The organism is Streptomyces sp. NPDC107517, from assembly GCF_055582645.1.
The window spans coordinates 43331-69878 of record NZ_JBVJPM010000020.1 but is presented as its reverse complement, the minus strand read 5'-3'; the positions used below and the strand labels follow the sequence as shown (position 1 = coordinate 69878).

Genomic DNA, 26548 nt, shown 5'->3' with positions numbered 1-26548 from the left:
ACGCCGCCACCACCCACGAGCCCGTCCGGGGCAGATCCGCGGAGCCGCCGGTATGCGGCTGACTCCGACGGAACGCGACCGGCTGCTGCTGTTCGGGGCCGCCGAACTGGCCCGCGGCCGACACGCCCGCGGTCTGCGCCTCAACGTGCCCGAGGCGACCGCGCTCATCGCCGACACGGTGTGCGAGGCGGCCCGTGACGGCGCCCGGCTCGCCGAGGCCGTCGCCGCCGCGCGCAAGGCCCTCGGGCCCGATGAAGTCCTGCCCGGCGTACCCGACGTGGTCACCGAGATCCACGTCGAGGCGGTCTTCGACGACGGAACCCGGCTGGCCGTGGTCAGTGATCCGTTCGGGGGCGGCAGCCTCGGGACTCGGGCGCCGGGCGCGGTCCTGCCCGCGGCGGAGGAACCGGCCTGGCAACCCGCTCCGGTCCGGACGGTCACCGTCCACAACACCGCCTCCGTACCGATCAGCGTCACCTCTCACTTCCACTTCTTCGAAGCCAACCCCCGCCTGGACTTCGACCGGGCCGCCGCCTTCGGCATGCGTCTGGCCGTGCCGGCCGGCGCGTCCACCCGGTTCGCGCCGGGCACGGAGAGCGAGGTCGGGCTTCTCCCCATCGGCGGCGAGCGCGTCGTGATCGGGTTCGCCGGCCTGGTCGACGGCCCGCTGGACGCGCCGGGCGCCCGCCGGGACGCCCTGCGCCGCGCGGCTGCCTGCGGATATCTCGGCGCCGGGCCGGACGACGACCAGGAGGCTTCGCTGTGAGCACCACCATCGATCCGCAGGAGTACGCCGCCGTGCACGGCCCGCGCGTCGGCGACCGGGTCCGCCTCGGCGACACGGGGCTTGTCGTACGGGTCGAGGCGGACTCGCAGGCCCCGGGGGACGAGTTCCTGGCCGGCTTCGGCAAGACCGCCCGCGACGGACTGCACCTCAAGGCCGCCGCCGTCCGTGAGACCTGTGACGTCGTGATCAGCAACGTGCTGGTGATCGACGCGGCGCAGGGCATCCGCAAGACGTCGATCGGCGTACGGGAGGGGCGCATCGCCTCCGTCGGCCGCGCGGGCAACCCGGACACCCTGGCCGACGTGGACGTCGTGGTCGGCACCGGGACGACGATCGTCTCGGGCGAGGGCATGATCGCCACGGCGGGGGCCGTCGACACGCACGTGCACCTGCTCTCGCCGCGCATCATGGAGGCCTCGCTCGCCTCCGGCGTGACCACGATCATCGGGCAGGAGATCGGGCCCAGTTGGGGTGTCGGGGTCAACTCGCCCTGGGCGCTGCGGCACGCGTTCAACGCCTTCGACGCCTGGCCGGTCAACATCGGCTTCCTGGGCCGGGGTTCGTCCTCCGACCCGGCGCCCCTGGTGGAGGCCCTCGCCGAGGGCGGCGCGTCCGGCTTCAAGGTGCACGAGGACCTCGGCGCGCACACCAGGGCGCTGGACACCGCACTGCGGGTCGCCGAGGAACACGACGTGCAGGTCGCCCTGCACACCGACGGTCTGAACGAGTGCCTCTCGGTCGAGGACACCCTCGCCGTCCTCGAAGGGCGCACCATTCACGCCTTCCACATCGAGGGCTGCGGCGGCGGGCACGTGCCCAACGTGCTGAAGATGGCGGGCGTACGCAATGTCATCGGCTCCTCGACCAATCCGACCCTCCCCTTCGGCAGGGACGCGGTCGCCGAGCACTACGGGATGATCTTCAGCGCGCACGCCCTGCAGCCGGACCTCCCGGGCGACGCCGCCATGGCCCGGGACCGCATCCGGGCGGGGACCATGGGCGCCGAGGACGTGCTGCACGACCTCGGGGTCATCGGCATCACCTCGTCCGACGCCCAGGGCATGGGCCGGGCCGGGGAGACCGTGCGCCGCACCTTCGCCGTGGCCGGGAAGATGAAGGCCGAGCTCGGCCCGCTGGAGGGCGACGGGCCCGACGACGACAACGCGCGCGTGCTGCGCTACATCGCCAAGCTGACCATCAATCCGGCGATCGCCCACGGTCTGTCCCACGAGGTCGGCTCGATCGAGAGCGGGAAGCTGGCGGACATCGTGCTCTGGTGGCCCGACTCGTTCGGCGCCAAGCCGCAGATGGTCCTGAAGGCGGGCTTCCCTGCCTACGGTGTGACCGGCGATCCCAATGCCGCCGACGACCGCTGCGAACCGCTGGTGCTCGGCCCGCTGTTCGGCGCGCACGGGGCGACCGCGGCGGATCTGTCGGTGGCGTTCGTCAGCCGGGCAGCCGCCGAGTCCGGCTCCTTCGGCCGGCCCTACGACGCGCTGGCGACCCGGCGCCGGCGGGTGGCCGTGCACGGCACCCGCGGGATCGGCCCGGCCGACATGGTGAACAACGCGCGCCTGGGCGAGGTCCAGGTCGACGCGGACAGCGGGCTCGTCACGCTGGACGGATCGCCGGTCCGCTCGGAGCCGGCGTCCGAAGTGCCCCTCAACCGCCTGTACTTCCTGTGACGCACCGAGACCGACCAGTGCAGAACCGCCGAGATTTTCAGCTTCACTGGCCTGACTGAATTTTCAGTCATATCTCTGTCCATACGAACCCGGATGAATCCGGAGAGGGAGAACCCCGATGACCTTCCGCATGCCCGCCGAGTGGACCGAGCACGAGCGCTGCCTGATGGCCTGGCCGACCCGCCCCGACCTGTGGGGCGACGTCCTGGAGACGGTCAAGGGTGAGTACGCCGAAGTGGCCCGCGCCATCGCCGAGTTCGAGCCCGTGACCATGGTCGCTCCGCCCGGCCACGGCGCCGAGGCCCGCGAACGGTGCGGCGACGACGTCGAGGTGATCGAACTGCCCACGGACGACTCGTGGTTCCGTGACTCCGCGCCGCTGTTCGTGCTCGACCCCGACGGCCGCCGGGCCGGCGTGGACTTCCGCTTCAACGCCTGGGGCGGCAAGCACCACCCGTACGACACCGACGACCGGATCAGCGCTCTGCTGCTGGAGCGGCTCGGTGTTCCGGCCGACCGCTCCGAGATGATCCTGGAGGGCGGGGCGATCACCGTGGACGGTGAGGGCACGCTGATCACCACCGAGCAGTGCCTGCTCCACCCCAACCGCAATCCGGACCTGACCAGGGCGGAGATCGAGGCGGAGCTGAAGGCCCGGCTCGGTGTCACCAAGGTGATCTGGCTGCCGTACGGCGGGCTTCTGGACACGGAGACGGACGGTCACGTGGACGGCGTCTGCGCGTTCGTCGCCCCTGGCAAGGTCGTCGTGCAGCTCCCGGACGATCCCGAGCACCCCGACTACGCGCGGATGCGCGCCAACCGGGCGGTCCTCGAGGCCACGCCCGACGCGACGGGGCGGACGCTGGAGATCGTCGATCTGCCGCAGAGCGCGTTCGTCGAGGTCGGGGGCGAGCCGGTCGAGGTCGGATACCTCAACTTCTATCTGGCCAACGGCGGCGTGGTCGTACCCGTCGCCGGGCTGCCTCAGGACGCGCAGGCCCTGGAAGTCATCGCGCGGGCCTGTCCCGGGCGCAAGGTCGTCGGCGTGAACGCGCGCGTGATCGCCCACGGCGGCGGCGGTGTCCACTGCATCACCCAGCAGGTCCCCGCCGCGCGTCCGCGCGCCTGAGCAGTTCCTCACCCTCGGCGACGTACGTACGGAGAGGAACCGCGCCGATGCACACCACACCACCCCGGCGGGGAAGACGCAGGGCCGGGCGTCCCGCCCTGCTGGCCGCCGCCCTGTCCGCCATCCTCCTGCTCCCCGCATGTGCGGGACCGCCGGGCACCGGCGCCTCGGGCGCGGGTGCCGACTTCCGGCTGTCCGCGAGCACGCCACGGGCGAAGGGCCGGATCGACTCGTTCACGTGGGCGCTGTACGCGGAGCCCCCGACGCTCGACTACATCTCCGCTTTCGACTACCCGCAGAACATGATCCTCTCCAACGTGTGCGAGAGCCTGATGCGGTGGACGCCCGACCTGAAACTGGCGCCGGGTCTGGCCAGGAAGGCGTCCCATCCCGACCCGCTGACCTGGGTGTACGACCTGCGTGACGGCGTGCGCTTCCACGACGGGCGCACCTTGAACGCCGACGACGTCCTCTTCAGCCTCGGGCGGCAGATGAACCCGCACAACGGGGCCGCGTGGGCGCAGGTCTTCGAGAACGTCGCCTCCCTCGACAAGACCGGGCCGCTCCAGGTCACCGTCAGACTGAAGCGGCCCGACTCGCAGTTCCCCCAGTACATGGCGACCGCCGCCGGGGTGGTGGCGAGCCGGTCCGGGGTCGAGGCCGCCGGCCGGGACTACGGCACCTCCGGTGGACTCGCCTGCTCGGGACCGTACGAGCTGGGCAAGTGGGACAAGGGGCAGTCGATCGAGCTGCGGCGCTTCGACCGCTACTGGGGAACGAAGGCCAAGTCGGCCCATGCGGTGTTCCGCTTCCTCAGTGACTCCTCCGCGCGCACCAAGGCCATGCTCAGCGGCGAGGTGGACGGCGGATACCTCATCCCCACCGAGAGCTACGGCGCGCTGCGCTCCTCAGGTGTCGGGACCCTCTACTTCGGTGAGGGGCTCAGCACGGTCAACGTCAATGTCACCAACATGCGCGGACCGCTCGGCGACGTCCGGGTCCGGCGCGCACTGTCGCTGGCTCTGGACCGCCGGGGCTTCCTCAAGACCGGCCTGAGCGGCGCGGGAACGGTCACCAACTCCCTCACCACGAAGGCTGCTTGGGCCGCCGCCCCCGAATCGGTGCGCAAGGCCGCCTTCGACGGGCTCCCGTCCGCCGAGCCGAACCTGAGCAAGGCGAAAAAGCTGATCAAGGAAGCCGGCGCCACCGGCAGGACACTCACCGTCGCCACCAGCTCGATCGGTCAGGACGTGTCCCTGCTCGCCACCGCCGTCCAGGCCGCGGGCAGCGAGATCGGGCTCGACATCAAGCTCAAGACCGTCGCGCCCAACGCCTTCACGGCGCTGTTCACGGACCCGCAGGCGCGCAAGGGCATCGACATGTTCCCCGAGACGTACTACGACTCGATCACCGATCCGCTGGACCTGCTCAGCAACTTCCGGACGGGCGCGTACCAGAACTTCGCCGGTTACAGCGACCGCTCGTACGACCGCCTGGTCGACCGGGCCCGCGCCACGTACGACCCGGTCGAGCGCCTGACGACGGAGGCCGAGCTCCAGCGGAAGGCGGCGGGCCAGGTGCTCTGGATCCCGGTCGCCGAGTGGCCCACCGCCCTGTTCCTCAACAAGCGGATCACCGGGGCCCCCACCACCATCTCCTACCTGTACTCCCCGTGGGCCGCCGGCATCGGGGCCGCGCGATGAACTACCTCACATTCACGGTGCGGAGGCTGGCCGAGATGGCTGCCACCCTGCTCGGCGCCTCGTTCGTGATCTTCGGCGCGATGTATCTGGCGCCCGGCAGCCCGGCGAGCTTCCTCCTGTCCGGGCGGTCCGCCTCACCGGACGCGCTGCGCGCGGTCAACGAGCAGTACCACCTCGACGACCCGTTCGCCGTACGGTACTTCACTTGGCTCGGCCGGCTGCTGCACGGCGACTTCGGCCGGTCGATCACGTACCGCACCGACGTCTCCCGGCTCCTGGCCGACCGGCTGCCGAGCACCCTGCTCCTGGTCACGATGGCGATGGTCCTCGTCGTGGTCGTCGGCCTCGCTCTCGGCCGGATCGGCGCGGTCCGCGGCGGGGCCACCGACGCCACGATCCTCGTCACCACCACCCTCGCCGTCGGCACTCCGTCGTTCGTCGCCGCGGTCGTGCTCCAGGGTGTGTTCGCGGTGCGGCTGCACTGGTTCCCCGCCGGCGGCACCGGCGAAGGGTTCGGGCAGTTGCTCTGGCATCTGACGCTCCCCGCCGTGGCTCTCTCGCTGTATCTGATCGGCATGCTGGCCCGCGTCACGCGCAGCGCCATGCTCGACGTCCTCGGCCAGGAGCACGTCACCGTGGCCCTCAGCCGAGGTGTCCCGAAGCGTCACGTCATCAGCAGGCACGTGTTCCGCAACGCGCTCGGCACCGTGCTCACCACCGGCGGACTGATCGTCTCCACCCTTCTGGTGTGCACCGTCCTCGTGGAGTCCGCGTTCGGTGTCGGGGGCATCGGCCAGCTTCTCGAACTGTCCATCACCACCAAGGACTTCCCCACCGTGCAGGCCATCTCGCTGACCATGGTCGGGCTGTTCATGGCGGTCAACCTCGTCGTCGACCTCGTCCACCCCCTGATCGACCCGCGCATTTCCCTCGGGCCGGGGAGGTCCGCCGCATGAGTGTCGCCGTTCTGCGCCGCCCCGGCCTCGCCCGGCTCCGCACCCACCGTCCGCTCCTCCACGTGCTCTGCCTCGGATTCGTCTGTCTGATCGTCCTCACGGCCCTGCTCGCCCCGTGGCTGGCCCCGGCCGACCCCAACGCGGCCGACCTCGGCAACGCGCTGGCGGGCACGTCCACCGCCCACCCCTTCGGCGTCGACGCCTCCGGCCGCGACACGCTGTCCCGCCTGGTCGTCGGCGCGCGGACCTCCCTGCTCGGCCCGCTCGGCGTGGTCGCCTTCTCGACCGTCGCCGGTGTCGCCGTCGGGATCGCCGCCGCCTGGCGGGGCGGCTGGCTCGACTCCGTGCTGTCGCGCGGCACCGAGCTGGTCTTCGCGTTCCCCGGAATGCTCCTGGCGATCCTGATCGTCTCCGTGTACGGCGAGGGCCTCTTCGCCCCGGTCATCGCGCTCGCCGTCGCCTACCTCCCGTATGTCAGCCGGCTCACCCGTTCCCTGGCGCTGGCCGAGCGCGAACGCCCGTACGTCAGCGCCTGTTCGGTGCAGGGGCACTCCGGGCTCCAGGTCTGTCTGCGGCACGTCCTGCCCAACATCGCGCCCGTCGTCCTCGCCCAGTCCGCCATCAACTTCGGCTACGCGCTGATCGATCTGGCGGGACTGTCCTTCCTCGGACTCGGCGTGCCCGCGCTGACGCCCGACTGGGGCCGGATGGTCTTCGACGGCCAGACCGCCATCCAGCGGGGCTATCCCCTGTCGGCGTTCCTGCCGTGCGCCGCGATCGTGCTGACCGTCGTCGCGTTCAACGTGGTCGGCGAGCGCTGGGCCGACCAGGTCGCCAGGAGGGACCGATGAACGACACCCCACCCGTGCTCGACATCCAAGGACTGCGGCTCCAACTCCCGGACACCGCACGGCCGGTGCTCGACGGCGTCGATCTCACCGTCGCCGCCGGGGAGACGGTCGCCCTCGTCGGCGAGTCCGGCTCCGGCAAGTCCCTCACCTCCCGCAGCATCCTGGGCCTGCTGCCGCCAGGGGCCACGACCGAAGGGACCGTGCGGGTCGCGGGCGACGACGTCCTCACGATGACGCCCGCGCGGCTGCGCGAACTGCGCACAGGCACGGCCGCCATGATCTTCCAGGACCCCCGGGCCGCCATCAACCCACTGCGCCGGATCGGCGACTTCCTCACCGAGAGCCTGCGCCTCAACACCGGGATGCGCGACGAGGACGCCGGCCGGCGCGCCGCGGAGATGCTCCCCGCGGTCGGTCTCTCCCCCGACGTCCTGCGCCGCTACCCGGGGCAGCTGTCCGGCGGCATGCTCCAACGCGTCATGATCGCGGCCGCGTTGACGGGCGATCCGGCACTGCTCCTCGCCGACGAGGCCACCACGGCTCTCGACGTCACCACCCAGGCCGAGGTCGTCGCCCTCCTCGGTGACCTGCGCGAACAGTTCGGCACCGGCCTGCTCTTCGTCACCCATGACCTGGGGCTCGCCGCGACCATCAGCGACCGGGTCTACGTGATGTACGCGGGCCGGATCGCCGAGACCGGCACCGCCGACGCCCTGTTCGACCGACCGAGGCACCCGTACACGGCGGCCCTCCTCGGGGCCACACCGCGCCTCGACGCTCCGCAGGGGCGACTGGCCGCGATCGACGGCCAACCACCCGATCTGCGGCAGCAGTTGACGGGTTGCCCGTTCGCTCCCCGGTGCGCGTACGCCACCGACATCTGCCGGGACGAGGCGCCCGTCGACCGGCAGGTCGATGACGAGGACGGGCCTCTGCGGCATCGCGTCGCGTGCCACCACAGCGAACGGCTCGAAGGGAAGTCCGGAAATGAGTGAGACCGTCCTCGAAGTGACCGGAGTGAGCCGCTCCTACCGCAGTGTCCAGGCGGCTGACGACGTCTCGTTCACGCTCGGCGTGGGCGGATCACTCGGCATCGTCGGCGAGTCCGGCTCCGGCAAGACCACCACTGCCCGCATCGTCGTGGGCCTGGAGCGCGCCGACGCGGGCGAGGTCCTGGTGCGCGGCGTCTCTCGGACGGTACGGGCGCGTGGCCGGGCGGCCCGGCTCGCGCGCGCCCGCGAGGTCCAGATGGTGTTCCAGGACCCGTTCCTCTCCCTCGATCCGAGAATCACCGTCGACGCGACGCTGCGCGAAACGCTGCGCCTCCACTTTCCCGACGGGGACCACTCGCGCCGCCTCGACGAGCTCCTCGACCAGGTGGGGCTCGGCAGCCGGGCGGCCGGAGCCCTGCCCCGGCAGCTCTCCGGTGGACAGCGCCAGAGGGTGGCCATCGCGCGGGCACTCGCGGTCGAACCGGCCGTACTCGTGCTCGACGAGGCCGTGGCAGCCCTGGACGTGTCGGTGCAGGCGCAGATCCTCAACCTGCTCGCCGACATCCGCGAACAGACCGGCATCGCCTACCTCTTCATCACGCACGACCTCGGCGTGGTGCGCTGCGTGACCGATGACGTGATCGTCATGCGCCAGGGCCGGATCGTCGAGTCGGGACCCACCTCCCAAGTCCTCGACGCTCCCCGACATGCGTACACAGGCCTGCTGTTGGAGTCGGTCCCCCGCCCCGGATGGAACCCGCAGGCCATCGCCCTGGCCCGCCGCGCGCTGTAGCCCGGGCCCCGAGACCAACACCCGGAGATCCGTACACAACAGATCGGAGATCACACATGAACGACCACCGCGCACCGCACAGCCCGTCCCACCGCCTGCTCGGCAGGCGCAACTTCTTCGCCGCGACGGGGCTGGCGGCGGCCGGCGCCGCCTGGGCCGCGACCGGCGGCGGCAAGGCAGTCGCCACCCCGGTTCCGGCCTCCGGCACGGGCTTCGCCGTGCCGCTCGACACCGTCCCGCACACCCGGACGTGGATGGCGTGGCCCGACAGCACCGCCATCTGGGGCCGCAAGCTGGCCGGCGTCCAGGCGAACATCGCCCTCATCGCGAAGACGATCGCCAAGTACGAACCCGTCACCATGTGCGCCAACTCCGCCGGAGTCTCGCAGGCCCGGAGCGCCTGCGGGTCGGCCGTCACCGTGATCGGTTCCATCCCGGTCGACGACTGCTGGATGCGTGACAGCGGGCCGGTCTTCCGCACCGACGGGGCCGGCGGCCTCGACGCCGTGGACCTGAACTTCAACGGCTGGGGCAACAAACAGGCCCACGCGAGGGACTCGCTGGTCGCCGGGCGCATCGCGGCCGAGGTCGGGGTGCAGATCACCAGCGCCGACTTCGTCGGCGAGGGCGGCGCGGTGGAGACGGACGGCAGCGGCACGCTCATGGCCACCAAGAGCAGCCTCGTCAACAAGAACCGCAACCCGGGCATGACCACCGCGCAGATCGAGGCCGCGATGTGCGACGCCTTCGGGGCGTCGAAGGTGATCTGGTTCAACGGAGTGACCGGGCGGGACATCACCGACGACCACGTCGACGCCACCTCCCGCTTCCTCGCCGCCGGTGACGGCCTCGTCCAGATGCCCCTGGCCACCGACACCGACGCCTGGTCGAAGGACGCCCGCCAGCAGTACCAGATCCTCTCCACGTCCACCGACGCCGACGGCACGCCGATCGCGGTCACCAAGCTGCAGGGCCCCGACTACTCCCGCATCCGGTCGAGTGACCCCGCCTTCGTCGCGGCGTACGCCAATTACTACGTGTGCAACGGTGCCGTGATCTCGGCCCAGTTCGGTGACACCCGTGCGGACGCGGGGGCCAAGACCCTCCTCCAACGGCTGTTCCCGGGCCGTACCGTCGAGCAGCTCGACATCGACAGCCTCGGCGCGGGCGGCGGCGGCATCCACTGCGTCACGCAACCGCAGCCACGCCCGTAGCGACCAGGTTCCGGTGCCGGGCCACCACCCGGCACCGGAACGTTGCGGAACTCTGCCCCACGTACTCACGGTTTAAGATCAGCGACGCCGAGGCGGCAGCCATGCCATCGGCCGACTGGACGCGGTGAAGGTGAAGCACCGCGTCAGGTACCGCGGAAGGGGCGGGGAGCACATCGTGAGCAAGGGTGGGGCGTCCATATCGGACGAGGAGTGGGAGCGATTCCAGAAGGAGGCCGAGGCCGGGACACAGGGCGCGCCCGAGGAACCCTCGGCCCGGGCCCGGATGGTGACACGACGGCTGCGGGAGGAGACCGGGCGGCCCGCGGGGTGGCGGACGCACGAACCGGCCCGGCAGCGGCGGGGCAAGGGCTGGTACGTGGTCGGTCTGCTCGTCGCCGCAGGCATGCTGTTCGTGGCGCTGGATCCCGGGCGCGTGACCGACTGGTTCGCCGGCGGAGGTGGCGGCGATACACCGCTCGCCGCGGAGTCGGAACGTCCCGGCCGGCCGCCCGCGACGGAGTCGGCCCAACAGCCCACCCTCCAGGAGCCGTTCAAGGGATCGCCCGCCGCGCAGTGGGGTGACGGAACGGCGGGGATCACCGTCCCCGAGGCACGGGCCACCGGCTGGATGAGCAAGGCGCAGGTCTCGCAGGCGCTCGACAGGTCCAGGGACTTTCTTGCCGCGTCCAATCTGGACTCCGGTGTGCTTCTCGGACGGCCGCCCGAGAAGGCGATCTCGTTGATCAATCCGAAGCAGAAGGACGTCCAGGACTACCTGGCTACCGCCTTCCGCGAGCCGAGCCAGGAAGACGATCCTCTGCTGCTGTTCAGCCGTTTCGCGACGGACAAGGTGCGTCTCGTCGGGGACGTGGTCAAGACGCGCGGGCGGATCACGTACGGGGAGGGCAAGCGCGGTGCGGTCAAGGTGACCACCGACGTCACGTACGTCTATCCGGTCGCGCACGCAGCGGAGGGAAGGGACGAGGTCGCGCGCACGATCGTGCGCCGCGAGGTGGTGATGAGCTGGGACGACCCGGCGAAGGTGTTCACCGAGCCGGGGACGTTCTCCCTCGTCTCCTACAAGTCGGACACCGCCAACGGCGGCTGTGACAACGACACCGGTTTCTACGTCCCGGAGTTCCCCTCCGCGCGCGCCGCGTCCGGCCCGGGAACCGGCCCCGGGGTCGACCCGTACGACCGGAGCACGTCGATGGACGCGCGCATGCAGGGCTCCGACGATGCGGAGTGCGGAACCGCGACACGGACGTGAGTGCCGCGGGGGAACGGCGCGAGCGGTGCGGGGAAGCAGAGGGGACGCCAAGGGTGAAGCGGGATCGGTCGGCCTGGGCACGGGGGCGGGTGCTCGCCGCGCTTGCCGTGGTGACGGCCGGACTGTTGGCGTTCCACCGCGCCGTGCCCAACTCCGTGGGACACCTGGGCAGTCTGCTGGAGCAGTTCCTGCCCTGGCTCGGCCTGGTGGTCGTGGTGCTGCTGGTCCTGGCGCTGGTGCGTCGTTCGGCCGCAGCGCTGGTGGCCCTGCTCCTGCCCGTGACGGCATGGACGTACCTCTGCGGGGGGCTGCTGTTGCCGGGGAAGACACCCGGCGCGCACGACCTGGTCGTGGTGCAGCACAACGTCAGTGACGTGAACACCGACCCGGCGGGCACAGCGCGCGCCCTTGCCGACGCCGGGCCCGACCTCATCGCCCTGGAGGAGTTGGTCCCGGTGGCCCGGCCGGTCTATGACAGGACACTGGCGCCGCAGTACCCGTACCACGCGGTCCGGGGCACGGTCGGACTCTGGTCGAAGCATCCGCTGACCGACTGCCGGACGGTGGACATCAAACCTCGTGGGATCACGCAGAGTTGGGAGCGCGGGCTGCGCGCCGTGGCCCACACGCCGCGCGGCAGGATCGCGGTGTACGTCGCGCATCTGCCCTCGGTCCGCGTCGGGGCGAGCGGCCTCGGCTCCACATGGCGCGACGAGAGCGCCCGCATGCTGGGTCAGGCCGTCGCTGCCGAGAAGGTGAAGCCGGTGATCCTGCTGGGCGACCTCAACAGCACGGTCGACGACCGCGGGCTGGCCCCGCTGACCTCACGCATGAACACGGCGGAGCGCGGCTTCGCGTTCAGCTTCCCCTCCGCCTTCCCGGTGGCCCGGATCGACCAGGTGATGGCCCGCTCGGCGACGGTCACCCAGATCCGCACGCTGCCCGAAACCGGCAGCGACCACCTGCCCGTGGCCGCCCGGATCGCACTGGGCCAGGGTGTGTAGCGCGGCCGCCACCGCTGGTCGGCGGCGGCCGCACACGATGTCAGGCCAGCTGGTCGGCGAGCGGTCCGAGCACCGGGGACCACTCCCGGACCGAGACATCGCTGACGAGTCCCTTCACCCGGAACGGGTCCTTGTCCGTGACTGCCAGCGCCGCCTGCTTGTCGGCCGCGCGGAACAGGAGCAGCGCGCCGGGCGCCTCCCCACCGGTGAAGGGGCCCGAGACGAGGTTGATCCCCTGCTCGACGAGCGTGCCGAGGAACTCCCGGTGAGCGGGGTGGAGCGTGCCGCGGGCCTCGGAGTCGTCGGTGTAGGTGTAGGTCACAGCGTAGATGGGCATCGGGGCGTTCTCTCCTGTGAGTCTGGGGTGGGCCGGGGTCAGGCCGAGTCCGGGGTGGGTCTGAGGTCTGAGCCCTGAGGTCAGGTCCGAGTCTGAGGTGGGTCGGGGCGATCGCTGTGCGATTATGCTGCCCGGTCTGGCGAAAAGATCAGTATCCCGTCCGTGGAGCCCTCATCCAGGCGAGCCACGCCGGTGGGATCGGCTTGGGGGGATTGTGGTGCGGGGACGGCTTGGTGGATCTCGTTCCGGACGGGTGACGGCTACGACAGCGGCGGTGCTGGTGGCGCTGTGCCTGGGCCTGACCGGCGGATGCTCGTTCGGCGACAGCACGGATCCCAAAAAGGCGGAGGCCCAACAGCAGCGGTTCTGTGCCCAGTTCGGCCAGTGGCAGCAGGACGACGCCGCACATGACGTCGACTCCGTATCGGCTCAGATGGTCGTCGACGCGGCGAAGGTGCTGGACCAGGAGCACCTGGACACGGAAGGCAGTCACATCCTGCGTGACACCGAGGAGGCCGTGGTCCACCACATTCACTACAGCGCAGTCAGGGTCACCTCCTACTGCGACCGGGCTGGTTTCGAAATGCTGGTGGCCTCGCCCTAGGCCCGCTGACGCGTCGGGGGGACCTCCTCCGTCCGGGCGGCTTCGCGCCTGCGCATGAAGCGGCGGCGAGGGAGATGAGTACGGCGTCACCCGCGGGGATGCGTGCTCCGGCGATGTCGCCACGTTGCACCACTTCAGCCGCTGACGGCTGAAGCCGTCCGCCAAGGGTGTCCGCGAAGGCACTGCGCGTCCGCCGCGGCCACAAGTCCAAAAGGGGGCACACGGACCGCGCGGCACAGCTACGGTCGTCATGTGGAACAGGACGAACGGCTACTGCACAGCTCGTCGTTCGGTGCCGCGGCGCCCGCATACGCCGAGCACCGCCCGGACTACGCGCAGGCCGCGGTGCGTTGGGCGCTCGAGCCCGCGCCAGGCCCGCGAGTGCTCGACCTCGGCGCCGGAACGGGCAAGCTGACCGCCGCGCTGGTCGCGCTCGGCGCCGAGGTCATCGCGGTCGAACCCGACCCGGCGATGCTGACCGAGTTGGGCCGCGCGCTGCCGACCGTCCGCGCCCTGCCGGGTAGTGCTGAGGCGGTACCGCTGCCTGACGCGTCCGTCGATGCCGTCGTGGCCGGCAACGCCATGCACTGGTTCGACATGGACGTCGCGGGACCCGAGATTGCCAGGGTCCTCGCTCCCGGTGGGGTGCTGGCCGGCTTGTGGAACGTCTTCGACAACCAGGTCGGCTGGGTCGGCGAACTCGAGCGCGTCAGTGGGAGCGCAGCCATCGGCCCGCGGGACACACGCAGCAGTTGGCGCGCCGAGACAGCCGGCGCACACCTTCCACGTGTCGGCCTGGCCGCCCGGTTCGGCTCCCCGGAGCAGACCGAGTTCCCGCACGGGCAGCGCCGGACCGCCGACTCCCTCGTCGCGACGTTCGCGACCAAGGCGGGGATCCTGGTCATGCCGGAACAGGAACGGGAGGCCACGCTCGCCCCGATCCGCGCGTTCCTCACGAGCAGACCGGAGACCGCCCGCGGCGAGTTCACCCTCCCGATGCTGACCGGCGTGCTGCGCGTCCGGCGTCTGTGAGTGCCATCAACTCTCGTGGCTGATCGTGCGAACTGGTGTGCGTACCAGGACTGTTGGGACGTAGGTTGTGCCGTGGAAACAGTTCACGCCTCGGTTGGAAGCAGGACGGTACCCATGACGGACGACGCGACGACGCCCGGAGCTGCGGCTCACCAGAAGATCGACACGTCGGTTCCGCATTCCGCCCGGATCTGGAACTACTGGCTGGGCGGGAAGGACAACTACCCGGTCGACGAGGAGGCGGGCGACGCGTACAGCGCGGTGTTCCCCGGGATCTCCACCATCGCCCGAAGCAGTCGCGCCTTCCTCCGCCGCAATATCTCGTACCTGGTCACCGAGGCGGGCATCCGCCAGTTCCTGGACATCGGGACGGGCCTGCCGACCGTGGACAACACCCACGAAGTCGCCCAGCGGCTCGCCCCCGAGACCAAGATCGTGTACGTCGACCACGACCCGATGGTCCTCGCGCACGCCCGCGCGCTCCTCACCTCGACCCCCGAGGGTGCGACCGCCTACGTCGACGCGAACCTGTCCGACCCCGACCGCATCCTCGCGGCGGCCGCCGAGACGCTGGACTTCACCCGCCCCACGGCCCTGATCCTCAGCAACATCCTGGGCCACATGGGCGACTACGAGCAGGCGCGGACCATCGTGAAGCGGCTGATGGACGCACTGCCGTCAGGCAGCTACCTCTCCATCAACGACGGGTCGCGCGGCTTCGACGCCGGCTTCGAGCAGGCCCAGGACGGTTACAACAGCTCCGGGGCCGTCCCTTACTTCCTGCGCCCGGTCGACGAGATCACGGCGTTCTTCGACGGCCTCGAACTCCTGGAACCCGGCGTGGTCTCGGTGCCGTTCTGGCGCCCCGAATCGACCTCTCCGGCCCCGGAGCTCGTCGCCGAACACGGCGGCCTCGCCCGCAAGCCGTAAGCACGTCCGGGGGCCGAGGCGGCGGATCGGTCTACGCGTCCGGGTGGTCCTGCGGCGACCAAGGGCCGGCGCCGAGCCGGCGGCGGCCGGAGTCCGTGAGGTCCGCGTCGTCGGCGAGGTCCGGGTCGGGGAAGGGGTCGAGTGGTTGCGGGGCAGCGCCTGCGCGCTCCGCAGCCGTGCGGCCTCGTGCGGCGCGCACCGGCGCAGAGGCCTGGTCGCGGCTCGGTCCGGTGCCCAAGGGGCGGCGGGAATGACTCACGCGGGAAAGTCTCGCAGGTCGCCGAGGCATGTTGCACAACACCCTCGGGACAGCGCCCTCATGACACACCGACGGGCTCCGTGCCGGGGGCCTTGAGGCGGGAACCGCTCACCGCCACATGGAGTCTTCCGGCCCCCGCCGGATGGCGTAAGTGCGATGGCAGGACAAGGGCAACGATCCTAGGTTGCCGCCATGGCACGATTTGTGGGCTTTTACCCCTGTATTACCAAGTCAGTTGTCGCCTCTGTCGCCGGTGCGGCGCTCGTGGTCGGTCCGGTCGGCGGCGTCGCGGCCGCGGTGCCGCGCTCCGACGGCGTGAGCGGTCAGGTCCAGACCGCGCCGGGGACGCCGGACGCGCCGGAGCTGTCCGCCCTGTCCTGGACGGTGACCGACGTCGGTACCGGCAAACTGCTGGCTGCCAAGGCGCCGCACCTTCGCCTGGCGCCGGCCAGCACCCTCAAGACGCTGTTCGCGTTGGCTCTGTTGCCGAAGTTGCCCGCCGCCGCCGAGCACACGGCCGTCACTGCCGACATCGCCGACGTGGCTCCCGGCAGCAGCCTCGTCGGCGTGCACGAAGGAACCAGGTACACCGTCGGCGACCTGTGGCGCGGTGTGTTCCTCAGCTCCGGCAACGACGCGGTGCACACCCTCGCCAGACTGAACGGCGGAATGGATCTCACACTCGCTCAGATGCAGGCCACCGCGGACCGGCTCGGCGCGCACGACACCTCGGTGCGCACGGCCGACGGCTTCGACACCCCGGGGCAGTACTCATCCGCGTACGACCTGTCGCTCTTCGCGGAGGCGGGGTTGCGGAACCCGGACTTCCGTCGTTACTGCTCCACGAAGTGGGCCCAGTTCCCGGCCGTGGGCGGCTCCGACTCCTTCGGCATCCAGAACACCAACCGTCTGCTGGTCGGATCCCACGGCGTGGAGCCCTATCCGGGGCTGATCGGCGTGAAGAACGGATACACGTCCGAGGCCGGCAACACACTTGTCACCGCCGCGACCCATGACAACCGCACGATCCTGGTCACCCTCATGAACCCGCAGGACAAGTCGTCCAACGCCGTCTATGAAGAGAGCCGCGAACTCCTGGACTGGGGCTTCGCGGCCGCTCCCGGCGCCGTGAGGGCGGGCCCGGAGCGAGAGTCGGCCTCGCCCGCCCCGTCACATCGCCCGGAGTCGGCCCATCACGGTGCCGTCGCCGCGCAGGCTTCCACCACGGCCAAGGACACGTCGTCCGGCCTCACCCGTCACCTGGGAGCGGCCGTCGCCCTCCTCGGTCTCACCTGCGTGCCCTTCGTCATCAGGGCTGTCCGGCGCAGGCGCAGGCGCCCCACCAGGTGACGGCCCGCGCGCACCGGGGCCCGGCGCCGGACAGGCGCCCCTCCGCGATGACGCGCAGAATGAGGAGGTGGCCACGCCCGGCGCAGCCGCGAACCGGCGCGCCCACGGTTATCGGGGGTGTACGGGCCAGGAGGTTTCATGGATCGCTCCATCGAACCGAGCGGCGTGCCCGATACGCAGAGTGATCCCGAGGCCGCCGCCCACGTCGCTCTGGCGGTCAACGGCATGGGCGCGTTCTCGTGGGACGTGGCCGCCGGGCTGTTTCAGTATGACGACGGAGGGCTGGCCGTCATGGGGTTCCGGCCCGGCGAGTTCGACGGCCGGCTGGCCACCCTGGGTGAGCGGATCGTGCCCAGCGAGCTGCCTGCCATCGAGGAGCTGCTGGACAGGGCGCTGCGGGAGCGCTCCGGATTCAGCCTCTATTTCCGGGTGCGGCACCCCGACGGGCGGCTGCAGTGGACACACACGCAGGGCCACATCGTCCGGGACGAGCACAACCGTCCGGTGCGGGTCATCGGGGTCATCCGCGACGCGAGCCAGGAGCTGCGCGCGGTGGACCAGACCGAGCAGCTGCGGCAGGCCAGGGAGGATCAGCGACGGCCGTCCGACGTCGTCGTCCACGTCAGCGACGCGCTCGTGCCGACGGTCACCGTGGAGGACGTCGCGGAGGCCCTCACCGACTCGCGCCTGATGGAGCGGATAGGTGCCTCCAGCATCATCCTCGGCCTGATCGACAACGGCCGCATGGTGCTGGTGGGCTCCAACGGCGTCCACGAGGGTCTCATCCAGGACTTTCACCTGGCACGTCTGAGCGAGCCGCTGCCGCTGACCGAGGCGGCGCGCAACCGCGAGGCGGTGTTCGTGACGAACAGGCTGGACTTCGTCGCCCGCTTTCCGGCGCTGACGCCGTACCTGTCGCACTTCCCGGACGCCGCGGCAGCGGTGTACCTGCCGCTGATCGCGCAGGACACCCCGATCGGTGCCGTCGGGCTCACGTACGACGGGCGGGCGAGTTTCCCGCCGGACGAGCGGACCGTGCTGACGGCGCTCGGCAAGGTCATCGCGCAGTCGCTCCAGCGGGCACTGCTCTACGACCAGGAGCACGAGCTCGCCGCGGGGCTGCAGACGGCGATGCTCCCCGGGATCCTGCCGCACGTGCCCGGCGTGGACCTCGCGACCCGTTACCGGCCCACGCGGGCCCGCGGCGGCATCGGTGGTGACTGGTACGACGCGCTGACACTGCCCGACGGCCGGATCGCCGTCGTCGTCGGCGATGTGCAGGGCCACGATGTGACGGCCGCCGCCGTGATGGGGCAGCTGCGCATCGCTCTGCGTGCGTACGCCGCCGAGGGGCATCCGCCGTCCACGGCCATGGCGCGCGCCTCGGCCTTCCTCGCCGAACTCGACACCGACCGGTTCGCCACCTGTCTCATGGCCCTCGTCGATCCGCTCACGGGGATGACCTCGGTGGTGCGCGCGGGCCATCCGGAGCCCGCACTGCGTGCCCCCGACGGAAGCTGTGCCTGGCTCGACATCCGTGGTGGCCTGCCCCTCGGTCTCAACACGCCCGGTGGCCAGCCCGCGTACCCGGTCTTCGAGACCGTCGTCGAACCCGGTTCGACTCTGGTGCTGTGCACGGACGGGCTCATCGAGTCGCGCGCCGAGGACATCGACGAGGGGCGTGAGCGGCTCCTCGACGCGCTGGCGGCAGGACCGGGGCCGCCCGACGAACTCGCCGACCATCTGCTGGACAGCATGGCCCCCTTCACTGGCGAGGAGGACGACGTGGCTCTCCTGGTGCTGCACCGGTCCCGGGGAAAGGCGACCCCGGCACCGCGTATGGAGGCGGTCATCTCCCCCACCGATCCCGACGCTCTGCGCAACGCGCGGATCGCGTTGCGCGAGGCGCTGCACAGCTGGTCTCTGGAGGCTCTCAGTGACACGGCGGAACTCCTCGCCTGCGAACTCGCCACCAACGCCCTGGTGCACACCGACGGCAGTGCCACGCTGACGGCCAGACCGGTACTGCACAGCGGCCGGGGCCTGCGTCTGGCCGTCAGCGACACGTCGACCGCGTCGCCCCGCCGCCGGGCCGCGCCCGAACGTGCCACCTCCGGCCGCGGCATCATGCTCATCGAGGAACTCGCCACCGCCTGGGGCGTCGAACCCCGCGGCAACGGCAAGACGGTGTGGTGCGAGCTGTCCCTCGATCTCATCTAGACAGGGAACACACGAGACTTCTCCCCTGCCGGGTCGTCAGGTGGACGGTGACGCAACACCCAGGGCTCTGCGTCGAGCACCGCTAGCGCAGGGTGATGTACGGCTCGAAGGCATCCAGCAACAGCTCGCGCATCCGTGCCGCGTCCATGTCGCCCGTCCCCGCGAGGACCTGGATGGCCATGCCGTCGACCATGCTGGTGAAGCGGCCGGCCATGGCCTCCGCGTCCGCGCCCTGCGCCATTCCCTCGCGCTGGCAGGTCCGCAGCAGGTCGAGGACGATCTCGCGCCAGCGGACGTGGACGCCCTTCTGCCCTTCCCTGAGCGTCGGGTCGAGGATGGCCTCGTTCCACGACTGCACCCACACCGACCATTCGTCGGCGTCCTCCTCGGTGGTCGTCAGCTGCACCTCGATGAGCCGGCGCAGCTTCTCCACGGTGGTGTCGGCCGTCCTGAACTCCTCTTCGAGGCGCGCGTGGAAGCGGTCGGCGTAGAAGACGAGGGCGGCCCGCAGGGCGTGATCCTTCGTCGGGAAGTGGTAGTGGACCGTGCCGGTGCTGGTGCCGCACGCGCGGGCGATGTCGGCGACCCGTACCTTGTGGAACCCGCGGCGGGCGATGAGGCGGGCGGTGGCTTCCAGGATCTGGGCGCGGCGCAGGTCGGCGTCCACGGCGTCGGCGCGGCGGCGCACGGTCTGCCCGCCCGCCGTGGCGGGCGGCCGTCCCGCGCCGGTGCGCAGATACCGCTGCGACACCTTGCCGACCTGCGCGATCGCGGCGACCTCGTGGTCCTGGAGGCGGCGGTTGCCGCGCAGGGCCTTGGACAGGGCGGTGGGATCCATGCCCACGCGGTCGGCGAACTCCCGCTGGCTGATGGGTGCCGAGAGCACCACGAGCCGCGCCCGGTCCGCCAGGGTCGCGGTGTCGTCCGCGATGTCCTCTGCCCCGTCTTGGCTCGACGTCATTGCGCTGGGCCCGTTCAGCCTTCCGCTTGCGATGAGAGTGCGGACACGACCTCGTCGGCCGCTCGCAGGCCCGACGAAATGGCACCGTCGATGTAGCCGTTCCACAGACTAGCCGTCTCCGTTCCGGCCCAGTGCAGGGTCCCGGTGGGTTCCCGCCAGCCGCGTCGCCCGTATCCCGTCCAGCCGCCGGGAGTCACGTACGCCTCGTAGCCGCCCTTCGCGAAGGTGTCCCGCGACCAGATCTTCTCCGTGTAGTCGAGCGGACGTTCCGCCTCCTCCCCCACGACGGTGGTGAAGCTCGCCAGTACGGCCTCACGGCGGCCGGCGTCGTCGAGGTCGCTCCAGTCGGTGACCCGGTCGCCGTACACGAATCCGACGAGGACGCCCCGGGAAGCGTCGTGGGGGGAGTTGTCGAACACGACGCCCACCGGTCCGTCGTCGTAGAGCGTGGCGACGCCCGAGAGTCCGGCGGCCCGCCAGAACGGGGAGTCGTACACCGCGTGGACCTTGGCGACGCGTCCCATCGGGCTGTGGGACAGCCAGCCGTCCCTGCTGACGGGGAGCCCCGGGGTGAAGCGGATGGTGCGGACCGCCTGTGGCGGCAGCGCGACGATGACCCTGCGGGCCTCGAACACGGTGGACGTGGTCCGGACGCGGACGCCGTCCTCGTCGTACTCGATCGACCGGACCTCCTCACCGAGCCGGACGCGCCGGCCGAGGAGGTCGGCGACGGCGCGGGCCGGGCCGGCGGCTCCGGTGACGAAGCGGCTGTCCTGGGCGCAGTCCCGCGTCTCCATGAGCTGCTCGTACCCGCCGGCGGCGGCGATGTAGAACAGCACATGGAACAGGGAGATCTCGTACGGCTCCGCGCACCACAGGCCCTGCACGGCGAGTGCCAGGCGGCGCCGGGCGTCCGCGTCGCCGGTCTGGGCGCGGAAGAACGACTCGGCCGTCTGGGCGTCCCACTCCGCGAACCGGGGTGTGCGCCAGGGCTGTTGGGTGTCCACGGTCCCGGCGAGCGCGTCGAGGACTTCGCTGACGCGGGTGTACTCCGCGATGCCGGGGCCGTCGGCCGGTGCCGCGCCGAGGTAGGGGACCGTGGCGCCGTCGTGCCACACCTCGACGTGCTTGCCGGTCTCCCAGGTCGGGAAGGTGGCGCAGCCGAAGCGGTCCGCGAGGGCTAGCAGGTGTGTCTGGGTCGGGCCGACCCACTGGCCACCGTGATCGAGCGTCACCCCGGCGGGCCGGGTCTCGGTGAGCACGCGGCCGCCCACGCGATCGGCCGCCTCGACGAGGGTGAAGTCGACGCCCGCGTCGTGGAGTCGAAGAGCTGCGGCCAGTCCCGCGTAGCCGCCGCCCACGACGACCACCTCGGATTCGACCAGGTCCATTTCGGTCTGTTCCCACATGGCCGCAGAGCATGTCGCAAGACTGAACCCTCCGTCAATCGTTGCGATAAATCTGCCCGGGAGCCTTGACACGCCCGGTGCCGCCAGCATCATTGACCCACGCATCAATCTTGCGATTCGCCACCCACCCCGGACAGGGGGTCCGCCCATGGCAACCTCACCTGACACCACTTCGGAAGCCGCACCAGACAGCTCACAGGAAAAGGGCCTGCGCACCGGTGCGCTCGGCATGACCACGAGCTTGATCCTCTCGGTGGCGTCCGCCGCCCCTGCCTACAGCCTCGCCGCGACCCTCGCGTTCATCGTCGCCTTCGTCGGCTTCCAGGCGCCGTCGATCGTCGTGCTCGCGTTCGTTCCGATCCTCTTCGTCTCCTTCGGCTACGCCGCTCTCAACCGCCAGGAGCCGGACTGCGGAACCATCTTCACCTGGGCCACCCGCGTCCTCGGCCCACGCGTCGGCTTCATGGGCGGCTGGGCCATCATCACCTCGTTCACCCTGGTGATGGCGAGCCTGGCCCAGGTCGCCGGCCAGTACGTCTTCATCCTCTTCGGCGCGAAAGGCATCGGCACCGACCCGTCCAGCCCCTGGGTCCTCCTGGTGGGGCTCGGCTGGATCGCCCTCATGACGGCCGTCTGCTACCGCGGCATCGAGGTGGCCGCAGCCGTCCAACGTGCCCTGCTCTTCCTTGAGTTCGGCATGCTCGCGGTCTTCTCGGTGGTCGCCCTCGTGCGCGTCTACACCGGGAACGCCGGTGCCGGCGCACGGCATCCGCACTGGTCCTGGCTCAACCCGTTCGAGATCTCCTCACCCAGCGCGTTCGTCAGCGGCCTCGTCCTGATGCTGTTCATCTACTGGGGCTGGGAGACCGCGCTCACGGTCAACGAAGAGACCACCGACCGGCACCGGACACCCGGCGTCGCCGCCGTCTCCTCCACGGTCATGCTGCTCGTCCTCTACCTCGTCGCGACCGTGGCGACCCTGGCCTTCGCCGGCATCGGCACGACCGGCACGGGGCTCGGCAACCCCGACAACTTCGGTGACGTCTTCTCCGCCATCGGCAAGGCCGTCTTCGGCGACAGCGGCTTCGGGTCCTGCCTGTGGCATCTGCTCGTCCTGATGGTGCTGTCCTCCGCGGCCGCGTCCACCGAGACGACCGTGCTCTCCCTGGGGCGCACGCTCCTGGCGATGGGCGGTCGCGGAGCCGCGCCGCGCGTGTTCGCGAAGGTCCACCCGCGTTACTCGATCCCGCAGTTCAGCACCATCGCGACCGGTGTCGCGGGAGCTGTCTGCTATGTCGTCATGAACTTCCTCAGCCACGGTCAGGTCATCGGCGACGCCGTGTCCTCCTGCGGGCTCATGATCGCTTTCTACTACGGCCTCACGGGCCTCACCTCGGCCTGGGCCCACCGCACCGAATGGCGGCGCGGCGCCGCCGACTTCTGGCTGCGCCTCACCCTGCCCGCGATCGGCGGCCTGACCCTCGTCGCGGCCGGTCTGTGGAGCCTGAAGAACGACTGGGACCCGGTGAACAGCTACACGTCCTGGACCCTCCCCTTCGCACCTCACTGGCGCGTCGGCGGAGTCTTCATCATCGGCGTCGGGACGCTCCTCCTCGGCTGTCTGCTGATGCTGGCCTACGGGCGCGTCACACCACGGTTCTTCACCGGGGCGCCGAACGAGACCGCGGCCGCCGCCGAGCACCGGCCCCCGCGCGAGCGCATCTCCCGCTGAACGTCACAGCCCCTCAGCAACCCTCCCACCACGGAGTTCGCCATGCCCTACCCCGTACGCGACGCGCTCGGCCTCTCCGCCGAGCAGCACGACTTCATCCGGCTCGCCCGCGACTTCGCCGCCGCCGAGATCCGCCCCCGCGCCCGCGCCGTCGACGACGCCCAGACCGAGTCGCCGCTGGACCTGTGGGACAAGGCCGCCAGGACCGGCCTGGCCGCTTTCATGATCCCCGCGGAGTTCGGCGGCGGCGGAGTGACCGACATGGTCACGCAGGTGCTCGTCCAGCAGGAGCTGTGCCACGGCGACATCGGCATCGGGAATCTGCTGACCTCCAGCGGCTTCTTCGCCGATCCCGTTCTCGAACTCGGCACGCAGGCACAGAAGGAGCGGTGGCTGCGGCCTCTCACCACCGACACGCCCCCGTTGACCGCGCTCGCCGTCACCGAACCCGACCACGGCTCGGACGCCGCCGGCATCCGCACGCGCGCGGTCCGCGACGGCGATCACTATGTGCTCAGCGGCCAGAAGGCCTGGATCTCCAACGCCCCTTACGCACAGCGGTTCGTCGTGTTCGCCACGGTCGACCCGTCGCTCCGGGCGCGCGGCGTGACCGCGTTCGTCATCGACCGGGACACGCCCGGACTGACCGTGGGCAAGCCGATGCGCAAGATGGGGCAGCGCGCCATCGTCAACGCCGAGGTGTTCCTCGACAACGTACGGGTCCCCGCGGCCGACCGGCTCGGCGCCGAGGGGCAGGGCTTCCTGGGCCTGATGCGCACCTTCGACGCCTCACGGATCCTGATCGGCGCGTCCTGCGCGGGCCTGTGCCGGGCCGCGCTGGACCTGGCCGTGGAGTACGCCCAGGAGCGCGTGCAGTTCGGCGTGCCCATCATCGAGCACCAGGCGGTCGCGTTCCGGCTCGCCGACATGGCGACCCGCGCCGACACCGCCCACCTGGTGACGATGCGCGCGGCACGCCTCTTCGACCAGGGCGAGAAGGTCACCGCGGAGTCGGCGATGGCGAAGCTGACCGGTTCGGAGACCGCCATGTTCAACACCTGGGCCGCCGTGCAGACGCTGGGCGGCTGGGGCTACTCGCAGGAGTTCCTGGCCGAGAAGTGGATGCGTGACGCGAAACTGGAGGAGATCGAGGAAGGCACCTCCGACATCCAGCGGCTGGTCATCTCCCGGGCGCTCGCAAAGTCATGACCACTCTCGACGTCTTCCGCGCCCCGGAATCGGTCGCCGTCGTCGGCGCGACCGACAACCCGGCCAAGTGGGGCCACTGGCTCGCCCGCGGCGCCGTCGCGGGCGCGCACCGGCGCCGCGTGCACCTGGTCAACGCGCGCGGCGGCCAGGTCCTCGGCCGACGCAGCCACCCGAGCCTCGACGCACTGCCCGAGGTCCCCGATCTGGTCGCCTTCGCCGTCCCCGCCTCCGCCCTCGCCTCCGGAGTCCGGCATGCCGTCGCCCTCGGCGTGCCCGGTCTGCTCGCGATCACCGCGGGCGTCGAGGACGAGGCCGCGATCGGTGACGTGATCGCGGCGAGCGGGACCCGGCTGCTCGGCCCGAACTGCCTCGGCCTCTACGACGCGTCGGGCGAACTGGAGCTGGCCTGGGGCCGGTTCACGCCCGGCAGCCTGGCGATCGTGTCGCAGAGCGGACAGCTGGGCCTGGAGATCGCGGGGATGGCCACGAGCGCCGGCATCGGCGTCTCCAGGTTCGTCTCCGTCGGCAGCCAGCTCGACGTGGGCGCCGCCGAACTGCTCGCCGACCTGGCCCACCACGAAGCCACCCGCGTCGTCGCCGTCTACCTGGAGAGTTTCGGCGACGGCGAGCGGCTCCTGGACGCTCTGGACCGCCTGCGCACGGCAGGCAAGCCGGTGCTCCTGCTGACGGTCGGCGCCAGCAAGGCCGCGCGGCAGGCGGCCCGTTCACACACCGGCTCCATGACATCGGGCGTCGATGTCGTGGACGCCGCCTGCCGGACGGTCGGTGCGGTACGCGTCGAGTCACCGGTCCAACTCGTCGACACAGCGCAGCTGTTGCTCCGGTCTGCGCCCGTGCGGGGGCGCCGGGTCGCGATCGTGGCCGACAGTGGCGGACAGGGGGCCGTCGCCGCGGACACCGCGTCCCGGCTCGGCCTGACCGTCGCCGAGTTCCCCCCGGAGATCCAGGAGCGCCTGGCGGCCCGGCTGCCGCCGCACGCCGCGGTCGCGAACCCTGTCGACCTCGCCGGTGCGGGTGAGGCGGACATCTCCACGTACGCGTCGACTCCGGCGCTGCTCGCCGGCACCTCCGCCACCGACGTCGTGGTCCTCAGCGGCTACTTCGGCAGCTACGGCCGCGACATCCCCGAACATCAGGCGGCCGAGTCCGAGGTCGCGCGGGCCATCGGCTCGCTGGCCGCCGAGCGGGCGATACCGGTGGTGGTCCACTCGATGGCCGAACACACCGCGACCGTACGGGAGTTGCAGGCGGCCGGGGTGCCGACCTTCGCCGATATCGAGGCGGCGTTGAGGGCGGTGGCGACAGCGCACCGCTGCGCTCGGGCACCTCGTCCGCGCGCGCTCCGTGCGCCCGGGCGAGAGCATCAAGTGCGGCTGGGCACAGGGTACTTGGCAGCTCGGCGGCTTCTGGCCGATGCCGGGGTCCCGTTCCCGCCCGCGGTCGCGATCGTGCCGGGCACGCCGGATCCCCGCGCCGCGCTGCGTACCCTCTCGGCACCGGTCGTGCTCAAGGCCGACTGGCTGGAGCACAAGACGGAGCACGGCGGTGTCGCGACCGGGCTGCACGATGCCGCCACGCTCGGGAGCGCGTACGACGACATGGTGGCGCGGCTCGGGCCTCACGGCTACGTGGTCGAGGAGATGGACCGGCGCACCGATGTGGTCGAAGTGATCGTCGCCGCGCGGCGTGACCCGTCGTTCGGGCCGGTCGTCGTGGTCGGCGCCGGCGGAGTGCAGGCCGAGCTCACCCAGGATCTCGCCCTTGAGCTGGCCCCCTGCTCCCACGGCACCGCGCGCGAGATGATCCACCGGCTGAGGTCATGGCCGCTCCTGTCCGGCTGGCGCGGCAGACGGCCGGTCGATGTCGACGCACTGACTGCGGTGGTCGTCGCCGTCTCCGAGCTGATCGCCGACCGTGGCGACATCGGCGAGATCGAGCTCAACCCGGTCCGCGTCTCACCGGAAGGAGCCCTCGCGGTCGACGCCCTCGTCATAGCGGCACCGGCGCCCGACAGCCCTTCCGCCGCCTGACCGCGTCCGGCCGGCGACCACCGGCCGGAACCCGGTGTTCACAAACTCGACCACGTAGAGGTCTAGCCCC

The 26548-nt window shown here is 71.0% G+C and carries 23 protein-coding genes; 19 read left to right on the top strand and 4 right to left on the bottom strand.

Translation table 11 applies throughout. From position 1 onward, the window contains the following. The first annotated feature begins 52 nt into the window (after window positions 1-52). From ureA to ACZ67T_RS34000, 11 genes are all read left to right on the top strand, one after another. A complete protein-coding gene (gene ureA, locus ACZ67T_RS34050; RefSeq protein WP_469989220.1) occupies window positions 53-766 on the top strand; it encodes an urease subunit gamma in 714 nt (237 codons plus the stop codon). Next, window positions 763-2472: an urease subunit alpha gene (locus ACZ67T_RS34045; RefSeq protein ID WP_469989218.1), complete on the top strand. Its 1710-nt coding sequence runs from the start codon at window positions 763-765 to the stop codon at window positions 2470-2472. Before ureA ends, ACZ67T_RS34045 begins: the two co-directional genes overlap by 4 nt. A 118-nt stretch (window positions 2473-2590) precedes the next feature. Further along, window positions 2591-3601, top strand: a complete 1011-nt coding sequence (locus ACZ67T_RS34040) for an agmatine deiminase family protein (protein ID WP_469989217.1) — start codon at window positions 2591-2593, stop codon at window positions 3599-3601. 47 nt (window positions 3602-3648) lie between these two features. Further along, window positions 3649-5304 (top strand): ABC transporter substrate-binding protein, encoded by a 1656-nt coding sequence (locus ACZ67T_RS34035; protein ID WP_469989215.1) that lies wholly within the window; start codon window positions 3649-3651, stop codon window positions 5302-5304. Continuing rightward, window positions 5301-6260: an ABC transporter permease gene (locus ACZ67T_RS34030; protein ID WP_469989213.1), complete on the top strand. Its 960-nt coding sequence runs from the start codon at window positions 5301-5303 to the stop codon at window positions 6258-6260. The genes ACZ67T_RS34035 and ACZ67T_RS34030 overlap by 4 nt, the downstream gene beginning before the upstream one ends. Beyond that, the gene (locus ACZ67T_RS34025) at window positions 6257-7111 is read left to right on the top strand and encodes an ABC transporter permease (protein ID WP_469989211.1); all 855 of its coding nucleotides are present in this window, start codon (window positions 6257-6259) and stop codon (window positions 7109-7111) included. The genes ACZ67T_RS34030 and ACZ67T_RS34025 overlap by 4 nt, the downstream gene beginning before the upstream one ends. After that, entirely contained in the window at window positions 7108-8106 is a 999-nt protein-coding gene (locus tag ACZ67T_RS34020; protein ID WP_469989209.1) for an ABC transporter ATP-binding protein, read from the top strand. Before ACZ67T_RS34025 ends, ACZ67T_RS34020 begins: the two co-directional genes overlap by 4 nt. Next, window positions 8099-8896 (top strand): ABC transporter ATP-binding protein, encoded by a 798-nt coding sequence (locus ACZ67T_RS34015; protein WP_469989207.1) that lies wholly within the window; start codon window positions 8099-8101, stop codon window positions 8894-8896. Before ACZ67T_RS34020 ends, ACZ67T_RS34015 begins: the two co-directional genes overlap by 8 nt. Before the next feature lie 56 nt (window positions 8897-8952). Further along, window positions 8953-10110: an agmatine deiminase family protein gene (locus tag ACZ67T_RS34010; RefSeq protein ID WP_469989205.1), complete on the top strand. Its 1158-nt coding sequence runs from the start codon at window positions 8953-8955 to the stop codon at window positions 10108-10110. 175 nt (window positions 10111-10285) lie between these two features. Further along, window positions 10286-11380, top strand: coding sequence for a hypothetical protein (locus tag ACZ67T_RS34005; RefSeq protein ID WP_469989204.1), 1095 nt, complete (start codon window positions 10286-10288; stop codon window positions 11378-11380). Between the two features lie 53 nt (window positions 11381-11433). Then, window positions 11434-12384, top strand: a complete 951-nt coding sequence (locus ACZ67T_RS34000) for an endonuclease/exonuclease/phosphatase family protein (protein WP_469989202.1) — start codon at window positions 11434-11436, stop codon at window positions 12382-12384. Between the two features lie 40 nt (window positions 12385-12424). Here ACZ67T_RS34000 and ACZ67T_RS33995 read toward each other — a convergent pair whose 3' ends face one another. Continuing rightward, a complete protein-coding gene (locus ACZ67T_RS33995; protein WP_469989200.1) occupies window positions 12425-12721 on the bottom strand; it encodes a YciI family protein in 297 nt (98 codons plus the stop codon). A gap of 274 nt (window positions 12722-12995) precedes the next feature. Here ACZ67T_RS33995 and ACZ67T_RS33990 point away from each other — a divergent pair, with 274 nt between their 5' ends. The 3 genes from ACZ67T_RS33990 (at window position 12996) to ACZ67T_RS33980 (ending at window position 15287) form a co-directional block, all read left to right on the top strand. After that, window positions 12996-13325 (top strand): hypothetical protein, encoded by a 330-nt coding sequence (locus ACZ67T_RS33990; protein WP_469989199.1) that lies wholly within the window; start codon window positions 12996-12998, stop codon window positions 13323-13325. A 252-nt stretch (window positions 13326-13577) separates the two neighbouring features. After that, window positions 13578-14357: a class I SAM-dependent methyltransferase gene (locus ACZ67T_RS33985; protein ID WP_469989197.1), complete on the top strand. Its 780-nt coding sequence runs from the start codon at window positions 13578-13580 to the stop codon at window positions 14355-14357. A 114-nt stretch (window positions 14358-14471) separates the two neighbouring features. After that, the gene (locus ACZ67T_RS33980; protein ID WP_469989195.1) at window positions 14472-15287 is read left to right on the top strand and encodes an SAM-dependent methyltransferase; all 816 of its coding nucleotides are present in this window, start codon (window positions 14472-14474) and stop codon (window positions 15285-15287) included. A 31-nt stretch (window positions 15288-15318) separates the two neighbouring features. Here the strand turns inward: ACZ67T_RS33980 and ACZ67T_RS33975 are convergent, their stop codons facing one another. After that, on the bottom strand, window positions 15319-15546 hold the full coding sequence (locus ACZ67T_RS33975) for a hypothetical protein (protein ID WP_469989193.1): 228 nt from the start codon (window positions 15544-15546) through the stop codon (window positions 15319-15321). Window positions 15547-15738: 192 nt separating this feature from the next. Here ACZ67T_RS33975 and ACZ67T_RS33970 point away from each other — a divergent pair, with 192 nt between their 5' ends. Next, complete coding sequence (locus ACZ67T_RS33970) at window positions 15739-16896, top strand: D-alanyl-D-alanine carboxypeptidase family protein (protein WP_469989192.1); 1158 nt, start codon at window positions 15739-15741, stop codon at window positions 16894-16896. Window positions 16897-17034: 138 nt separating this feature from the next. Beyond that, complete coding sequence (locus ACZ67T_RS33965; protein WP_469989190.1) at window positions 17035-19116, top strand: SpoIIE family protein phosphatase; 2082 nt, start codon at window positions 17035-17037, stop codon at window positions 19114-19116. 82 nt (window positions 19117-19198) lie between these two features. On the opposite strand, the gene ACZ67T_RS33960 is transcribed toward ACZ67T_RS33965, so the two are convergent. Then, on the bottom strand, window positions 19199-20077 hold the full coding sequence (locus ACZ67T_RS33960) for a TetR/AcrR family transcriptional regulator (RefSeq protein ID WP_469989188.1): 879 nt from the start codon (window positions 20075-20077) through the stop codon (window positions 19199-19201). A 14-nt stretch (window positions 20078-20091) separates the two neighbouring features. After that, window positions 20092-21486, bottom strand: coding sequence for a flavin monoamine oxidase family protein (locus ACZ67T_RS33955; RefSeq protein ID WP_469989186.1), 1395 nt, complete (start codon window positions 21484-21486; stop codon window positions 20092-20094). 229 nt (window positions 21487-21715) lie between these two features. Between ACZ67T_RS33955 and ACZ67T_RS33950 the strand changes: the two genes are divergently transcribed. Genes ACZ67T_RS33950 through ACZ67T_RS33940 form a run of 3 tightly spaced genes read left to right on the top strand, consistent with a single transcriptional unit; the run spans window position 21716 to window position 26478 of the window. Beyond that, window positions 21716-23218 (top strand): APC family permease, encoded by a 1503-nt coding sequence (locus tag ACZ67T_RS33950; protein ID WP_469989184.1) that lies wholly within the window; start codon window positions 21716-21718, stop codon window positions 23216-23218. 42 nt (window positions 23219-23260) lie between these two features. After that, a complete protein-coding gene (locus tag ACZ67T_RS33945) occupies window positions 23261-24427 on the top strand; it encodes an acyl-CoA dehydrogenase family protein (protein WP_469989182.1) in 1167 nt (388 codons plus the stop codon). Then, window positions 24424-26478: an acetate--CoA ligase family protein gene (locus ACZ67T_RS33940; RefSeq protein WP_469989181.1), complete on the top strand. Its 2055-nt coding sequence runs from the start codon at window positions 24424-24426 to the stop codon at window positions 26476-26478. Before ACZ67T_RS33945 ends, ACZ67T_RS33940 begins: the two co-directional genes overlap by 4 nt. Window positions 26479-26548 lie beyond the last annotated feature (70 nt).

Bases quoted from the DNA above. Each gene is read 5' to 3' on its own strand.
- ACZ67T_RS33945 (WP_469989182.1), top strand. From the start codon at position 23,261: ATGCCCTACCCCGTACGCGACGCGCTCGGCCTCTCCGCCGAGCAGCAC.
- ACZ67T_RS34015 (WP_469989207.1), top strand. From the start codon at position 8,099: ATGAGTGAGACCGTCCTCGAAGTGACCGGAGTGAGCCGCTCCTACCGC.
- ACZ67T_RS33980 (WP_469989195.1), top strand. From the start codon at position 14,472: ATGACGGACGACGCGACGACGCCCGGAGCTGCGGCTCACCAGAAGATC.
- ACZ67T_RS34010 (WP_469989205.1), top strand. From the start codon at position 8,953: ATGAACGACCACCGCGCACCGCACAGCCCGTCCCACCGCCTGCTCGGC.
- ACZ67T_RS33970 (WP_469989192.1), top strand. From the start codon at position 15,739: ATGGCACGATTTGTGGGCTTTTACCCCTGTATTACCAAGTCAGTTGTC.
- ACZ67T_RS34040 (WP_469989217.1), top strand. From the start codon at position 2,591: ATGACCTTCCGCATGCCCGCCGAGTGGACCGAGCACGAGCGCTGCCTG.
- ACZ67T_RS33950 (WP_469989184.1), top strand. From the start codon at position 21,716: ATGACCACGAGCTTGATCCTCTCGGTGGCGTCCGCCGCCCCTGCCTAC.
- ACZ67T_RS34025 (WP_469989211.1), top strand. From the start codon at position 6,257: ATGAGTGTCGCCGTTCTGCGCCGCCCCGGCCTCGCCCGGCTCCGCACC.
- ACZ67T_RS34020 (WP_469989209.1), top strand. From the start codon at position 7,108: ATGAACGACACCCCACCCGTGCTCGACATCCAAGGACTGCGGCTCCAA.
- ACZ67T_RS33960 (WP_469989188.1), bottom strand. From the start codon at position 20,077: ATGACGTCGAGCCAAGACGGGGCAGAGGACATCGCGGACGACACCGCG.
- ACZ67T_RS33965 (WP_469989190.1), top strand. From the start codon at position 17,035: ATGGATCGCTCCATCGAACCGAGCGGCGTGCCCGATACGCAGAGTGAT.
- ACZ67T_RS33995 (WP_469989200.1), bottom strand. From the start codon at position 12,721: ATGCCCATCTACGCTGTGACCTACACCTACACCGACGACTCCGAGGCC.
- ACZ67T_RS34035 (WP_469989215.1), top strand. From the start codon at position 3,649: ATGCACACCACACCACCCCGGCGGGGAAGACGCAGGGCCGGGCGTCCC.
- ACZ67T_RS33955 (WP_469989186.1), bottom strand. From the start codon at position 21,486: ATGTGGGAACAGACCGAAATGGACCTGGTCGAATCCGAGGTGGTCGTC.
- ureA (WP_469989220.1), top strand. From the start codon at position 53: ATGCGGCTGACTCCGACGGAACGCGACCGGCTGCTGCTGTTCGGGGCC.
- ACZ67T_RS34030 (WP_469989213.1), top strand. From the start codon at position 5,301: ATGAACTACCTCACATTCACGGTGCGGAGGCTGGCCGAGATGGCTGCC.
- ACZ67T_RS33940 (WP_469989181.1), top strand. From the start codon at position 24,424: ATGACCACTCTCGACGTCTTCCGCGCCCCGGAATCGGTCGCCGTCGTC.